The organism is Streptomyces sp. NPDC096339 (genome assembly GCF_044762985.1).
Taxonomy (GTDB): Bacteria; Actinomycetota; Actinomycetes; order Streptomycetales; family Streptomycetaceae; genus Streptomyces.
Map to the genome: position 1 here is coordinate 251,667 of NZ_JBIWFI010000003.1, position 14,464 is coordinate 266,130.

Below are 14,464 nucleotides of genomic sequence, written 5' to 3' on the forward strand. Positions count from 1 at the left end.
AATGGAGTCGACATGGCCAAGTACGACATCTCCAAGCTGCACCCGGTGTTCGTCCGCCAGATGGAGGCCCTCGCCGCCCTCGACATCGAGGCGGTGATGAAGAACTACACCGACGACGCCGTACTGCTCCGCTTCGAGGGGGTCTCGGTCGGCATCGAAGCGGTTCGGGAGACGTTCACCGGCTATCTCACGGTGAAGCCCACCCTCGTCGAACTCCAGGAGTACATCGAGACCGAAGACACCATCTTCTACCGGGCGATCATGAACCTGAACGGTGAACCGGAGCACGCGTTCGGGACACTTGTGGTCCGCGATGGCCGAATCTGGCGGCAGACGGCCGGGTTCGGCGGCTGAACTCCGAAATCTGGGTAGCGTGTGCGGGGAGGGCGGGGATGTGCGCGCCCTCCCCGTATGCGTAGGCAGCGTAGATATATGCACGGAGCGGAAATGGGGAGGTCATGGAACACGAAACCGGGCGGGTCGAGGCTTTCAGCGATGGCGTATTCGCCATCATCATCACCATCCTCGTCCTGGAGTTGGAGGCTCCCGAGGAAAAGGGTTGGTCCGGCTTCTGGCACGGTGTGCGGGAACAGTGGCCGCATTACGCCGCCTATGTCGTGAGTTTCCTCATCATCGGCGTGATGTGGGTGAACCACCACACCATCTTCAGTCACCTCAAGCGGGTCGACCGGCCCCTGCTCTTCCTGAATCTCCTGGTGCTGATGGTGGTGTCGGTGATCCCGTACACCACCAACGTCCTCGCCGAACACCTCATGGACGACGGCGGGTCCGCCAGTGCCGCAGCGGTCCTGTACAGCGCCATCACCGTGGCCTACGCCCTGGCGTTCCTGCTCTTCTGGTGGTACGTCACCCGCGTCGGCCACCTCTTCCACGACCACGTGGACAAGGACGGCGCACGCGCCACCCGGGTGCGATTCGGCCTCGGCGCCATCGCCTACCCGCTCACCGTCGTCCTGGCCTTCTTCTCGGCGCCGCTCACACTCGTCGCCCACTTCCTGATCGCGCTCTACTATGCGGCGAACCAGATCCCCATCCCTCTCGTGGTAGAGGAAGAGCGGCTCGAAACTGCCAGCGACCTCAGGAAGTAGCCGCCGGGGCCTACGGCCGTTCTTCGCGGTCAAGTAGGGTATTGGATCTAGCTGGTCGCGGGGGAGGCCCAGATGGCTCGCGTAGTCCTGCCGGAGGAATCCACGAAGGAAATCTCCGAATTGATCGACGTACTGATCTCTTTGCTCTTCGAGTCCTTACCCCGGCGGGACCAGCGAAACTGGGCCCGCGTTTATCTGAACGGCCTCGTGCGGACCAGCGGGAAGAAAACAATCCGTAACATCGCCGGAACAGGGGCCAGTTCCGTCGAGCAGAGCCTCCAGCAGTTCATCAGCAAGTCCCCCTGGGACTGGACCCCGGTCCGCCGCTCCCTCGCCCAGCACCTCGAACGCACCGCCCAGCGCCCCCTCGCCTGGGTGCTCCAGCCCATGGTCATAGAGAAGGCCGGAGACCGCTCGGTCGGGGTCGGCCGGCAGTTCGTCCCCCAACTGGGCCGCACCGCCAACTGTCAGCAGGCCGGCGGGATCTGGCTCGCCTCCAGCGAGGCCAGCTTCCCGGTCGAATGGACCCTCACCCTCCCCGGGCCCTGGACGACCGAGCTCCTGCGCCGCCGCGCCGGCATCCCCGACACGGCCCGCTCCCTCACCCCCGCCCAGGACGCCGTGCACGCCGTCCAGCGGATGGCCGCCACCTGGCAACTCCAGCGCCGGCCCGTGGTGATGGAGGTCGCCAACTCCGACCTCCCGCAGAGCGTCGAGTCGTTCGTCCTCCAGGACATCCCCTTCGTCTTCAAGGTCGACGGCTCCCTGCCCGTCTCCTTCGGCGGCGCCGGCCGGCACAAACCCGGTCCGCACACCGCCCCCGCCCGCGAACTCATCGACTCCCTGCGCTCCCAGCGCCGCGTCGTCGAATGGACCCGGCACGGCGGCGCAGAGGGAGCGGTCACCCTGCTCACCTCCGCCTCCATCCTCGCCACCCCCGCCGAGGACCGCCTCCTGCCCGCCCCGACGACCCCGCTGCTGCTCGTCGGAGCCTGGAGCGAAGCCGCCCTGCTGCCGACCGAGTTCTGGATCACCAACATCGGGGACCGGCCGCTCGCCCAGCTCTTCCTCCTCGCCAAGCTCACCGACCGCGTCTCCCTCGACTTCACGGAGACCTGCGAAGCCGTGGGCATCCGCGACTTCGAAGGCCGCTCCTTCCGGGGCTGGCACCACCACGCCACCCTCGCCAGCGTCGCCCACGCCGCGAAACTCCTCGGCAGGCGCGGCCCGGAAGCCGACCCCCGCCCCGCGGCCGCCCGGCCCGTCACCGGCCGGGCGCCCGCACCGCTCGCGGCCCGGCCCCCCGCCATCCGGCCGGGACCCCCGCCCGCACTGCCCGCACGCTCGTACACCCCCGGCCAGACCGCCCGTCGCGAATACATCCGCTGATGCTCGACATCGCCGACGAGCTACGCGCGTGGTACGCCGCGCAGCGGGAATTCGCCCTCGCCACCGTCGTCTCCGTCACCGGGAGCGCCCCGCGCGGCCCCGGCGCCTCGCTCGCCGTCGACGACCGCGGCACCGCCCTCGGCTCCCTCTCCGGAGGCTGCGTCGAATCCGCCGTCCACGAGCTCTGCCTCGACGCCATCGCCTCCGGCGAAGGCGGTGTGCACCGCTTCGGCTACAGCGACGACGACGCCTTCGCTGTCGGCCTGACCTGCGGAGGAGTCCTCGACGTACTGATCACCCCGGTACGCGGGGCCGACCCCGTGCGGCCCGTCATCCACCGCGTACTCGACGCCACCGCGGGCGGCGCCAGAGCGGCCCTCGCCCGGGTCGTCTCCGGCCCCGCGGCCCAGCTCGGCGGGGCACTGGCCGTCCACGCCGACGGCTCCTACGAGGGCGGGCTCGGCGCCGGCCCCGCACTGGACCGGGCCGCCGCCCTGCGCGTACGGGGACTGCTGGCCGCCGGGCGTACCGGCACCGCCGAGCTCGGCACGGCCGGCGGGCTGTGCGGGGAACCGCTGACCCTGCTCGTCGAGTCGGCCGCCGAGGCGCCCCGCCTCCTCGTCTACGGGGCCATCGACTTCGCCGCCGCCCTGGCCCGGATCGGAGCCTTCCTCGGCCACCGGGTCACCGTGTGCGACGCCCGGCCCGTCTTCGCGACCCCCGCCCGCTTCCCCGACGCCGACGAGGTGGTCGTCGACTGGCCGCACCGCCACCTGGCCGCGGAATGGGACGCGGGCCGGCTGGACGCTCGTACCGCCGTCTGCGTCCTGACCCACGACGCGAAGTTCGACGTACCGCTGCTGGAGCTGGCCCTGCGGCTGCCCCTCTCCTACGTGGGGGCCATGGGCTCACGGCGCACCCACACCGAGCGGACCCGGCGGCTGCGGGAGGAAGGCGTCCCGGACCGGGCACTGGCCCGGCTCCGCTCACCCATCGGCCTCGACCTGGGCGGCGCCACGCCCGAGGAGACGGCCCTGGCCATCGCCGCCGAACTCACCGCGGTCCGGCACGGCGGATCCGTGACCCCACTGGCCCGGCGCACCGGTCCGGTGCACCGCAGGACGAAAGTCCCGTAGGAAAGAACCACCCGGCCCGGAATGTCCTGGACGATCGGCCCGGGCGGCATAAACGCCAGGCCATGGGAGAATGAAGTACGTGCGTTTCCTCGGCTGACAGGGTCGGGGCACCTCCGATCGACTGGGATGTTCAGCACGTGCGTTTCCTCAATGACTCGAAGCCGCCGTACGACCTGACGTACGACGATGTGTTCATGGTGCCGAGCCGCTCCGCGGTGGGCTCCCGCCAGGGCGTGGACCTCTCCTCGCCCGACGGCACCGGCACCACCATTCCGCTGGTCGTGGCGAACATGACCGCCATCGCGGGCCGCCGGATGGCCGAGACGGTCGCGCGCCGCGGCGGCATCGTCGTCATCCCGCAGGACATCCCGATCGAGGTCGTCACCGACGTCATCTCCTGGGTGAAGACCCGCCACCACGTGCTCGACACCCCGATCACGCTGGCGCCCACCCAGACCGTCGCCGACGCGCTGTCCCTGCTGCCCAAGCGCGCCCACGGCGCCGGCGTCGTCGTCGACGGCGAGGGCCGCCCGATCGGCGTCGTCACCGAGCACGACCTGACCGGCGTCGACCGCTTCACCCAGCTCTCCGAGGTCATGTCGAAGGAGCTGCTGCTCATCGACGCCGACATCGACCCGCGCGAGGCCTTCAACCAGCTCGACGCCGGCCACCGCAAGCTGGCCCCGGCCGTCGACAAGGACGGCAAGCTCGTCGGCATCCTCACCCGCAAGGGCGCCCTGCGCGCGACCCTCTACACCCCGGCGACCGACGCCAACGGCAAGCTGCGCATCGCGGCCGCCGTCGGCATCAACGGCGACTTCGTGCAGAAGGCCAAGCAGCTGCTCGACGCGGGCGTGGACACGCTCGTCATCGACACGGCCCACGGCCACCAGGAGTCGATGATCAACGCGATCAAGGCCGTCCGCGCGCTGGACCCGCAGGTCCCGATCGTCGCGGGCAACATCGTCGCCGCCGAGGGCGTGCGCGACCTGATCGAGGCCGGCGCGGACATCATCAAGGTCGGTGTGGGCCCCGGCGCCATGTGCACCACCCGCATGATGACCGGCGTGGGCCGCCCGCAGTTCTCCGCGGTGCTGGAGTGCGCGGCGGAGGCCAAGAAGTTCGGCAAGCACGTGTGGGCCGACGGCGGTGTCCGCCACCCGCGCGACGTGGCGATGGCGCTGGCCGCCGGTGCCTCGAACGTGATGATCGGCTCCTGGTTCGCCGGTACGTACGAGTCCCCGGGCGACCTCCAGCAGTCGGCCGAGGGCCGCCTGTACAAGGAGTCCTTCGGCATGGCGTCCGCGCGTGCGGTGCAGAACCGCACGTCGGAGGAGTCCGCGTACGACCGGGCCCGGAAGGGTCTGTTCGAGGAGGGCATCTCCACCTCGCGCATGTTCCTGGACCCGGCCCGCCCGGGCGTCGAGGACCTGATCGACTCGATCATCGCCGGTGTCCGTTCCTCCTGCACCTACGCCGGTGCGGGCTCCCTCGCGGAGTTCGAGGAGAAGGCCGTCGTCGGCATCCAGTCCGCGGCGGGCTACGCCGAGGGCAAGCCGCTGCACGCCAGCTGGAGCTAGTCGCTCTTTCCGTGGCCCCGGCCCAGCCTCTGCACGGAGGCGGGCCGGGGCCACGGTCGTACCCGGGCGTCGGTGGGCGGGTCTGCCGCTGCGCGGAGCGGTCCCCTACCCGCCCTTTCACCGTTTCCCGGGGGCTCCGCCCCGGACCCCCGCGCCTCAAACGCCGGCGAGGCTTGATCAGCCCCGCCGGCGTTTGGGGCGCGGGCGCGGAGCGCCGTGTAGTGAGCCGCGCCGGCGATTGAGGGCGGGAACGGTGGAAGGGCGGGTAGGGGACCGCTCCGCGCAGCGGCGACCGGTGGGCGACCGTTCGGCGGTGTGGGGGACCGTTCGGCGCAGGGGCCCGGGGATACGCCATGCGGCGGATAACTTCGGGCACGGGCGGCGGGACGCTCGGGGGACCCCCACCCCGAAGGGACATCCCGTGGACAGGACCGACGCGCACGCCCTCGCCCGGCTGCACAGCGAACACGGCAAGGCCCTCTACACCTTCCTCCTCGGCCTCACCTTCGGGGACCGGCACCGCGCCGAGGACCTGCTCCAGGAGACCCTCTTCCGGGCCTGGACCCACCCCGAGGCCCTGGAGAGCGCGCACGCGTCCATGCGGCCCTGGCTGTACACCGTCGCCCGGCGGATCGCCATCGACGCCCGGCGGGCCCGCATGGTGCGGCCCGCCGAGGTCGGGCCGGACGCCCTGGAGCACGCTCCGGCCGCCGACGACCGCACCGAGCAGGCCGTCGCCGTCCTCGACGTCCGCCACGCCCTGCGATTGCTGAGCCCGGAACACCGCGCCGTGCTCCACCAGATCTACTTCCGGGGAGCCTCCGTCGGCGAGGCCGCCGAGGCGCTCGGAGTCCCCGCCGGGACCGTGAAGTCCCGTACGCACTACGCCCTCAGGGCGCTGCGGGCCGCCATGCCCGGCTACGGGCCGGGCGTGCCGGGCCCCCGCGTCGCGGCCTGAGCCGCCACCGCCGCCCGGGAGCGGACCTGGAGCTTGGCCAGGATGTGCGAGACGTGCGTCTGTACGGTCCGACGGGAGAGGAACAGCGCACTCGCGATCTCCGGGTTCGAGCGGCCCTGCGCCACCAGCAGGGCCACCTTCAGCTCCGCCGGGGTCAGCGCCTCCCACCCGTTCGACACCCGCCGCCGCGCCGACCGGCTGCCCCGGCGCACGCCCAGGCTCCGCAGCCGGGCATCGGCCCGGGCGACGTCCCACCGGGCGCCCAGGTCCTCGTACGTCTCCACAGCGCGCGTCAGCGCGGACCGCGAGCCGGCCAGGTCGCCCCGCCAGGCCCGGGCCACCGCCAGGTCCTCCAGGGTGTGGCCCAGCGGCAGCGGCCACCCGGCCCGCTCACCGAGGGCCACCGCCTCCGCCAGCGGCTCCGGATCCTGCGCGAACAGCCCCCGGCAGCGCAGCAGGGCCAGCGCCGGACCCGGGTACTCCGCCAGCGCCGCGGCCGCCCGCTCGCACGCCGCGACCGCCGCACGCGCCGTACCGGGCTCCCCGCTCTCCAGGGCGAGGCGGACGATCTCCGACAGCACCCACGGGCGCTCGTACGCCACCGCCTCCTCCGCCCCGTCCTCCAGTACGGGCAGCAGCGCCCGCAGCGCGTCGCCCGGGCGGCCGTCCCGCTCCGCGAGCAGCGCCCGGGCCAGCAGCACGTGCGCGGCGTAGCGGCGCGCGGCCGGCGTACCGAAGACGTCGGCCGGCAGCGACTCCAGCTCGGCGCCCGCAGCCCCGGGCTCGTCGCGATGGCCCAACACCAGAGCCCGCAGCCCGTGCACCACCACCGGCAGCCAGCCGTCCGAGACGGTCATCGCGCACGCCCGGGCCACTTCGGCGAGGGTCCGCTCCCAGTCGCCCAGCCGGTAGTGGAACTCGGCGAGCCGGGCCCGCGTCACCACCAGCCGCCCCGTCGAACCGGTCCGGGCCGCCAGCTCCCGCGCCTCCCTCAGCGCCGCCTCCACGATGCCCGGCTCGTCGAACCGCAGGTGGCCCTCCGCCTGGTTCGCGAGCAGCAGCAGCCGCATGTCGTTCGCCTCCGGGCCGCGCCGCGCGCAGGCGATCCCCCACGCGACGTGGCGCAGCGAATCCCGGCCCCGACCCAGGTGGAACAGGGCGTAGGACATGGCGTGATGGGCCTCCGCCCCGCACAGCGGGTCCCCCAGGGCCCGCGCCGCCGCCACCACCGGCCCGGCCAGCGCGTACGCCTCGGCGGCCCGCCCCAGGTCGGCGAGGGCCAGCACCCGGCAGGCCTCCAGCCGCAGCCGCACCACCGCCGACGGGAACTCCTCCGCCAGCGCCCGCTCGGTGACCTCCAGGGAACGGGCCATGTCCCCCTGGATCATCAGCGCGGACACCAGCCTGAAGTCCACCGACGCCCGCCGGTCCGGGTCCGTGGTCCGGGCGCGCAGCGCGGCCAGCAGCTCCACCGACTCGGGGCGGCGCAACATCAGCGCCGCGTCCGCCAGGAGCTCCTCCAGCGCGTCCCGGGTGTGCGGCTGCCACGCGTCGCCCTGCGCGATGGCCCGCTCCAGCAGCTCCGCGGCCGTCACGGGGGCCCCGGCTATCAGGGCAGGCGCCGACTCCGCCAGCCAGCGCACCGCCCAGGCGGTGAGGCGACCGCCGCCGAGGAGCTGGCCGGCGGTCCGCGCCGGGTCCAGCCCGGCCTCCGCGAAGGCCCGGGCGGCGTCCTGGTGCAGAGCCGCACGCACGGCCCCCGGGGTCTCGTCGTACAGGGCCCGGCGCAGCGCCGGATGGCGGAAGCGCAAGGCTTCCCCGGTGTCCTCCAGCAGCCCGGCCAGCACCGGCTCCTCCAGCTCCGCGAGCAACTCCCGCACGGGCCGCGACCGTACGAGGGCCAGCTCGCGCGCCGTGAACACCGGGCCCAGCAGCGCCGCGTGCCGAGCGACGGCCCGGGCCGGCCCGGAGAGCGGATCCAGGGCCCACTCGGCCGTGCCGGGCGGTGCCGGCGACTCGACCTCGGGCAGGGTGAGTTCGGCCACCACGGCGGTGACTTCGATGGCCCCGGACCGGGACCAGTGGTCGAGCAGCCGCCGCAGGAGCGCGGGGTTGCCGCCCGCCCCGGCGGCCGCCGCCCGCAGCCGCGGTCCCGGCTGCGCCCCCAGCACCCCGCGCACCAGCCCGGCCGCCTCCGCCCCCGACAGCGGGCCCGGCCGCACCGTGCGCGCGCCCGCCGTCGCGCACAGCGGATCCAGTTCGGGCCGCCGGGGCAGCGGCCGCCGGGTCACGGCCAGCCGCAGCGGCAGCCGCCCGGCCGCCGCCTGCCCGGCGAGGCGCTGCCACAGCAGCAGGGAGGCGGGATCGGCCCAGTGCGCGTCGTCCAGTACGAGCAGCAGCGGCCGCTCGGCGCACCAGCGCTCGACCCCGGCGGCCAGCAGGTCCATCGCGGCGAGCAGCGCCCCGCCCGGACGCGCCGAGTCCTCGGCCTCCCGCAGCAGGTCGACCACGGCCCCGCGGCCGGGTCCGCGGGGGTGCAGGCAGTCCAAGGCCGCGTGCAGCGGCAGCCGCAGCGCGAGCGCCTCCGCCGCCGCGTACCGCACGCCGAAGCCCAGCGCCGCCGCATCGGCCAGCGCCCCCCGCACCAAGGAGGTCCGGCCGCAACCGGGCTCGCCCTCCACGATCAACAGGGCGCTGTCGCCGCCCTCCGCGCCCGCGCGCACCCATTCCCGTAACTCGCAACGAAGCTGCTCTCGCCCGACCGTCACGTCGGCGATCCCTCCGGTCGTTCGCGCCGGTCACAGGATGGCACGGACGGGCCGGTCGCAAAATGCCGTCTCAGGGCCTGGGCGACTGCCGATCGGCCGGTGAACTGTGCACACCCGCACGGAACTTGGGAATCCGCAGGGTGACCTTCATGCCCGCGCCGAGGCCCGTCTCCATCACCGGCCCGTACGCGTCCCCGTACACCTGGCGGATCCGCTCGTCGACATTGGGCAGCCCGATCCCCGAGGAGGAGCCGGCCCGCTCCCCGGCCAGGATCCGGCGCAGCCGGGCCGGATCCATCCCGATGCCGTTGTCCTCCACGGTGATCACCGCATCCGGGCCCGCGTCCCGCGCCGTGATGGTGATCCGGCACTCCTGCGTGGAGTCCTCCACCCCGTGCTTGACGGCGTTCTCCACCAGCGGTTGCAGGCACAGGAACGGCAGCGCCACCGGCAGCACCTCCGGCGCCACCTGCAAGGTCACCTTCAACCGGTCCCCGAACCGGGCTCCGGCCAGCGCCAAGTACTGCTCGACCGAGCGCAACTCGTCGGCCAGGGTGGTGAAGTCGCCGTGCCGCCGGAACGAGTAGCGGGTGAAGTCCGCGAACTCCAGCAGCAGGTCCCGGGCCCGCTCCGGATCGGTCCGTACGAACGAGGCGATGGCGGCGAGGGAGTTGAAGATGAAGTGCGGGGATATCTGCGCGCGCAACGCCTTGATCTCCGCCTCCATCAGCCGGGTCCGCGACCGGTCCAGCTCGGACAGCTCCAGCTGTACGGACACCCACCGCGCGACCTCCGTGGCCGCCCGCACCAGCACCGCAGACTCCCGCGAACCGTAGGCCACCAGCGCGCCCAGCATCCCGTCCTCACCGGTCAGCGGGGCCACCACCGCCCACTTCAGCGGGCAGTCCGGCCGCTGGCACTCCGTCCGCACGCTCTGGCTGCGCCCCGACTCCAGCATCACCGCCACCCGGGCCATCGCCCGCCGCTCGTGGTGGTCGGCGCCCGGGCCGTCCCAGGCCAGCACCGACTCCCGGTCGGTCAGACACAAGGCCTCCGTGCCCAGCAGGGAGCGCAGCCGTTTCGCGGCCTTGCGGGCGGCGTCCTCCGTCAACCCGGCCCGCAGCGGGGGAGCGGCCAGCGAAGCCGTGTGCAGCGTGTGGAACGTGGCCCGCTCCACCGGCGTGCCGAGGTCCAGCCCCGCCGCGCGCTCGCCGCGCAGGGCGTGCCGACGGCCCGCCGCCCAGCCCGCGGCCGACAGCAGCGCCGCGCCGGCCACCACGAGGAAGACGAGCGCCGCCGCGTTCACCGGGCACCCCCCGTCCGGTCCACGGCAAGGTTCTCGGGCAGGTGCAGCCGGGCCAGCGTGGCCGCCGTCCCGGCCGGGATCCGCGAGCGCGTGGCCAGCGACACCGCCACCATGGTGAGGAACCCCAGCGGCACCGACCACACCGCCGGCCAGGCCAGCAGCGCGTGCGTCCAGCCGAGCGGGGCCAGCCCGGCCCGCGTCGCCAGCACCGCGCTCAACGCCGCCCCGCCCCCGGTGACCAGCCCCGCCACCGCACCCGGCGGGGTCAGGCCGCGCCACCAGATGCCGAGCACCAGCAGCGGGCAGAAGGACGAGGCCGACACCGCGAAGGCCAGCCCCACCGCGTCCGCGACCGGCACGTCCCGGGCCGCCACGCTGCCCACCAGCGGCACCAGGATCGCCACGAGCACCGCGACGCGGAAGCTGCGCACCCCGCGCGACGGCAGCAGGTCCTGGTGCAGCACCCCCGCCACCGCCATGGTCAGCCCCGAAGCCGTCGACAGGAACGCCGCGAAGGCGCCCCCGGCCAGCAGCGCCCCCAGCAGGTCCCCGACGAGCCCGCCCAGCATCCGTTCCGGGAGGACCAGCACGACCGCGTCCGCGTCACCGGTCAGGGCCAGCTCGGGGGCGTAGATCCGGCCCAGCGCCCCGTACAGCGGCGGCAGCAGGTAGAAGACCCCGACCAGCCCGAGCACCACCAGCGTGGTGCGGCGCGCGGCCCGCCCGTTGGGGCTCGTGTAGAAGCGCACCGCCACATGCGGCAGCCCCATCGTGCCGAGGAAGGTCGCCAGGATCAGCCCGTACGTCGCGTACAGCCGGTACCCCTCGTCGCCCCCGGACAGCGGCTGCGACCAGCTGGACGCACCCGTGCCCGCCTCCGCCCGGGTGTCGGGCACGGGGGTGTCCGGGGCGAACTCCAGGCGCGCGTGGGCCCGTACGGAATGCGCACCGGCGGCCAGGGTCACCGGCTCCCCGCCGTACGCACGCCCGTCCACCTGACCGGTCACCGACACGGTGAGCGGCGCCTCCAGGGACAGCCGGACGTCCTCGGCGAGGGTGACGGCGGTGTGCTCGCGGAACACGGCCGGGGCGTCGAAGGAGACGCGCGGCGCGCCGTCCCCGGCCCAGGCGGCGACCAGGAAGAAGGCCGGGACGAGCAGGGCGGTGAGCTTGAGCCAGTACTGGAAGGCCTGCACGAAGGTGATGCTGCGCATCCCGCCGGCCGCCACCGCCGCGGTCACCACGAAGGCGACGACCACCCCGCCCGCCCAGTGCGGGGCGCCGGTCAGGATCTCCAGGGTCAGCCCGGCACCCTGCAACTGCGGCAGCAGGTACAGCCAGCCGACCCCGACGACGAGCAGCACCGCGGTCCGGCGCACCGCCTGCGACTCCAACCGGTCCTCGGCGAAGTCCGGCAGGGTGTACGCCCCCGAGCGGCGCAGCGGGGCCGCGACGAGCGCGAGCAGCACGACGTACCCGGCCGTGTAGCCGACGGGGTACCAGAGCATCTCGGGCCCCTGCAGCAGCACCAGCCCGGCCACCCCGAGGAAGGACGCCGCGGAGAGGTACTCCCCGCTGATGGCCGCGGCGTTCAGGCGGGGGCCGACGGTGCGGGAGGCCACGTAGAAGTCGGAGGTGGTCCGCGATATCCGCAGTCCGAGCGCCCCGAGCAGGACCGTGACCAGGACGACGACGGTGACCGCGGTCAGCGCGTACGTCTGGTTCACGGGCGGTTCCTTCAGGCCGGGGGGAGGGTGTCCGGAGTCTATGTGCCCCCCCGGGCGGGGCAACAGGCACGATCCGGCCCGTACCGGTGGCGTGCGGGCGGCGTCGTGAGGGCCGCGCAGCGGATGCGGCGGTGGCGGCGTGGTCAGACGGCCGGGTCGTGGTGCTCCGCGCAGTCGCGCAGGGCGATCTCCAGCTCCACGTACGACTCCTCCGCCCGCCGGAACGCCAGCGTCAGGGCGGCCTCGGCACGCGGCGGCACCTGCTCGCGCACGCCCTCCCGGGCCTCGTACAGGACATCGGCCCAGCGGGCAGCCGCACTCCGCAGCCCGGTCAGCAGCGCCTCCGCCTCGGCGGGCCCGGCCGGACGGGCGCGGGACATCCCGGTAAGCGCGTCGAGCAGCGCCTGGATCTCGGACATGTCGCTCCTCCCGCGCCGGAAGAGCCACGATACGCACGGCCCACGCCACCGGCGGACCGTTCGGCCCGCCGGATCGCCGTACGCCATTCGTCGTGCGACGAACGGTGGGTGCGCGCCGCCGGGCGGTCGGACGGCCCGCAAGAACGTCGGTCAGCCCGTGGCCTGACGCATCAGCAGGTCCCGGAGCTGCCGTGCGTGCCTGCGGCTGACCTGGAGCTCCGCCGAGCCCACCCGGACGCTCGTGGCGCCCGCGTCCAGCCGCAGCTCGTCGATGCGGGCCAGCGCCACCAGGTGGCGGCGGTGGATGCGGACGAAGCCGCGCGCCGCCCAGCGTTCCTCCAGCGTGGACAGCGGGATGCGGACGAGGTGGCTGCCCTCGTCGGTGTGCAGGCGGGCGTAGTCGCCCTGGGCCTCGACGTGGGCGATGTCGGAGATGGCCACGAAACGCGTGACCCCGCCCAGCTCGACGGCGATCTGGTCGGCGCCGCGCTCAGCGGAAGCCGGTACGGCGGGCTCGGGCACCGAAGGCCGCTGGAGCGGCACCGCCGGCAGCGGCTCCCCGGCCTCCGGGCCCGAGGCCGCCGGCCGGTCCCGGCCCAGCTGCGCGCAGGCCCGCCGGACGGCCTCGGCGAGCCGCTCCGGGCGCACGGGCTTCAGTACGTAGTCCACGGCCTTGAGGTCGAAGGCCTGTACGGCGAACCCCTCGTGCGCCGTGACGAACACGATCAGCGGCGGCCGCGCGAACCCGGCCAGCAGCCGCGCGATGTCCAGCCCGGTCAGCCCGGCCATGTGGATGTCGAGGAACACCACGTCGATGCCGTCGGCCCCGTCGGGCCCGGACTCCAGCGCCCGGGTGATCCGGCGCAGGGCCTCGGTGGCGTCCGAGGCGCCCTCCGCGCTGCGCACCCGGGCATCGGAGCGCAGCAGGTAGAGGAGCTCCTCCAGGAGCGGCTTCTCGTCGTCGACGGCCAGTACGCGCAGCATGCGGCCGAGTGTAGAGAGCGGCCCGCCGGGGCGGAACGGCGCGCGGCCCTCCGCCCCGGGGGAGGTTGGGGCGGAGGGCCGCGCGGATTCGGGTGGCGAAGGGGGGTTACTGGACGGTGATGAGCTTGCCGTCGGGGGAGACGGCGTACCAGGTGCCGCCGACGCCCTGGCCGTTGATGTCACCGGGCTTCTTGTCACCGGTGAAGGTGTAGACGGGCCAGCAGTCGACGGTCTGCTGCTTCTTGCCGTCGGGCCGGTCCAGCACCAGGTAGTTCCGCTCGGTGATGCCCTTGGCGTTCGCCTTGTCGACCGGCGGGACCACCGGCCACTTCGCCACGCAGTCGCCGGTGCACTTGGACTCCATCGGCCACGCCGTGTCCGGCTTGAAGCGGTAGACCGTCATGCCCTTGCCGTCGACGATGTGGTCGCCCAGCTTCGGGTCCTTCGCCACCGACAGCCCCGCGCCCGCCTCGGCCGGAGCCCCCGCACCCGGCGCCGCCTTCGCGGCCTTCTTGCCGTCCGGCGCGAAGGCGAACCACACCCCGCCGACGCCCTGGCCGTTCACATCGCCCGCCTTGGCGTCCTTGTTGAAGCGGTACGCGGGCCAGCCGGCCACCGTCAGCTGCTTCGTGCCGTCGCTGCGCACGACCTCGCCCAGCAGCGCCGGGTCCATGCCCGCGGCGGCGGTGACGTCGCCCGCCGGGACCACCGGCCAGGTCTTCGCGCAGTCCCCGTCGCAGTTCGACTTCGACGGCTTGGCGGTGTCCTTGTCGAAGCGGTAGAGGGTCAGGCCGGCGCCGTCGGCCAGGACCGAACCGAGCTGCGCGTTGTCGCCGATGGCCAGCTTCCCGGCCGGCTTGGCGGCCGGCGCGCCGTCCGCCGCGGGGGCCTGGTAGGAATCGGCGCCGGCCGGCTTGACGTAGTCCGCGGCCTTGTCGTCGTTCGGGCCGCAGGCCGTCGCCGCGAGGGCGACGGCGATCACGGCCGCGGCCAGGGTGGTTCCGCGCTTGATGCCCATTTTGATCTCTCCCACATCGTGTCCGTCGTGTCCGCCGCCCGCGTTCTTTCCGAAGCGGCGGCAACTTGCC

12 protein-coding genes are annotated in these 14,464 nt (G+C 73.8%); 6 read left to right on the forward strand and 6 right to left on the reverse strand.

Annotation, left to right across the window (positions count from 1 at the left end):
* The first annotated feature begins 12 nt into the window (after nt 1–12).
* From ACIQ5Y_RS07795 to ACIQ5Y_RS07820, 6 genes are all read left to right on the forward strand, one after another.
* Complete coding sequence (locus ACIQ5Y_RS07795) at nt 13–354, forward strand: nuclear transport factor 2 family protein (RefSeq protein WP_030656331.1); 342 nt, start codon at nt 13–15, stop codon at nt 352–354.
* Between the two features lie 104 nt (nt 355–458).
* Nucleotides 459–1,109 carry a TMEM175 family protein gene (locus ACIQ5Y_RS07800; protein ID WP_403876281.1) on the forward strand — a complete coding sequence of 217 codons (651 nt, stop codon included), beginning with the start codon at nt 459–461 and terminating at the stop codon, nt 1,107–1,109.
* A 72-nt stretch (nt 1,110–1,181) separates the two neighbouring features.
* Nucleotides 1,182–2,498, forward strand: a complete 1,317-nt coding sequence (locus ACIQ5Y_RS07805; RefSeq protein ID WP_403876284.1) for an IS701 family transposase — start codon at nt 1,182–1,184, stop codon at nt 2,496–2,498.
* Entirely contained in the window at nt 2,498–3,634 is a 1,137-nt protein-coding gene (locus ACIQ5Y_RS07810; protein WP_403876287.1) for an XdhC family protein, read from the forward strand. Before ACIQ5Y_RS07805 ends, ACIQ5Y_RS07810 begins: the two co-directional genes overlap by 1 nt.
* A gap of 137 nt (nt 3,635–3,771) precedes the next feature.
* Nucleotides 3,772–5,214 carry a GuaB1 family IMP dehydrogenase-related protein gene (locus ACIQ5Y_RS07815; RefSeq protein WP_403876290.1) on the forward strand — a complete coding sequence of 481 codons (1,443 nt, stop codon included), beginning with the start codon at nt 3,772–3,774 and terminating at the stop codon, nt 5,212–5,214.
* A gap of 421 nt (nt 5,215–5,635) precedes the next feature.
* Nucleotides 5,636–6,172 (forward strand): sigma-70 family RNA polymerase sigma factor, encoded by a 537-nt coding sequence (locus ACIQ5Y_RS07820; protein WP_403876293.1) that lies wholly within the window; start codon nt 5,636–5,638, stop codon nt 6,170–6,172.
* Here ACIQ5Y_RS07820 and ACIQ5Y_RS07825 read toward each other — a convergent pair.
* The 6 genes from ACIQ5Y_RS07825 to ACIQ5Y_RS07850 form a co-directional block, all read right to left on the reverse strand.
* On the reverse strand, nt 6,133–8,940 hold the full coding sequence (locus tag ACIQ5Y_RS07825; protein ID WP_403876296.1) for a LuxR C-terminal-related transcriptional regulator: 2,808 nt from the start codon (nt 8,938–8,940) through the stop codon (nt 6,133–6,135). The two genes, ACIQ5Y_RS07820 and ACIQ5Y_RS07825, sit on opposite strands and share 40 nt — an antisense overlap.
* 70 nt (nt 8,941–9,010) lie before the next feature.
* On the reverse strand, nt 9,011–10,246 hold the full coding sequence (locus ACIQ5Y_RS07830; RefSeq protein WP_403876298.1) for a histidine kinase: 1,236 nt from the start codon (nt 10,244–10,246) through the stop codon (nt 9,011–9,013).
* On the reverse strand, nt 10,243–11,973 hold the full coding sequence (locus ACIQ5Y_RS07835) for a cation acetate symporter (RefSeq protein WP_403876301.1): 1,731 nt from the start codon (nt 11,971–11,973) through the stop codon (nt 10,243–10,245). Before ACIQ5Y_RS07835 ends, ACIQ5Y_RS07830 begins: the two co-directional genes overlap by 4 nt.
* A gap of 143 nt (nt 11,974–12,116) precedes the next feature.
* Nucleotides 12,117–12,392: a hypothetical protein gene (locus ACIQ5Y_RS07840; protein ID WP_403876304.1), complete on the reverse strand. Its 276-nt coding sequence runs from the start codon at nt 12,390–12,392 to the stop codon at nt 12,117–12,119.
* Nucleotides 12,393–12,542: 150 nt separating this feature from the next.
* Entirely contained in the window at nt 12,543–13,376 is an 834-nt protein-coding gene (locus ACIQ5Y_RS07845) for a LytR/AlgR family response regulator transcription factor (RefSeq protein ID WP_403876307.1), read from the reverse strand.
* Between the two features lie 106 nt (nt 13,377–13,482).
* A complete protein-coding gene (locus ACIQ5Y_RS07850; protein ID WP_403876558.1) occupies nt 13,483–14,394 on the reverse strand; it encodes an SCO0930 family lipoprotein in 912 nt (303 codons plus the stop codon).
* Nucleotides 14,395–14,464 lie beyond the last annotated feature (70 nt).

Bases quoted from the DNA above. Each gene is read 5' to 3' on its own strand.
- ACIQ5Y_RS07795 (WP_030656331.1), top strand. From the start codon at position 13: ATGGCCAAGTACGACATCTCCAAGCTGCACCCGGTGTTCGTCCGCCAG.
- ACIQ5Y_RS07800 (WP_403876281.1), top strand. From the start codon at position 459: ATGGAACACGAAACCGGGCGGGTCGAGGCTTTCAGCGATGGCGTATTC.
- ACIQ5Y_RS07805 (WP_403876284.1), top strand. From the start codon at position 1,182: ATGGCTCGCGTAGTCCTGCCGGAGGAATCCACGAAGGAAATCTCCGAA.
- ACIQ5Y_RS07810 (WP_403876287.1), top strand. From the start codon at position 2,498: ATGCTCGACATCGCCGACGAGCTACGCGCGTGGTACGCCGCGCAGCGG.
- ACIQ5Y_RS07840 (WP_403876304.1), bottom strand. From the start codon at position 12,392: ATGTCCGAGATCCAGGCGCTGCTCGACGCGCTTACCGGGATGTCCCGC.
- ACIQ5Y_RS07845 (WP_403876307.1), bottom strand. From the start codon at position 13,376: ATGCTGCGCGTACTGGCCGTCGACGACGAGAAGCCGCTCCTGGAGGAG.
- ACIQ5Y_RS07850 (WP_403876558.1), bottom strand. From the start codon at position 14,394: ATGGGCATCAAGCGCGGAACCACCCTGGCCGCGGCCGTGATCGCCGTC.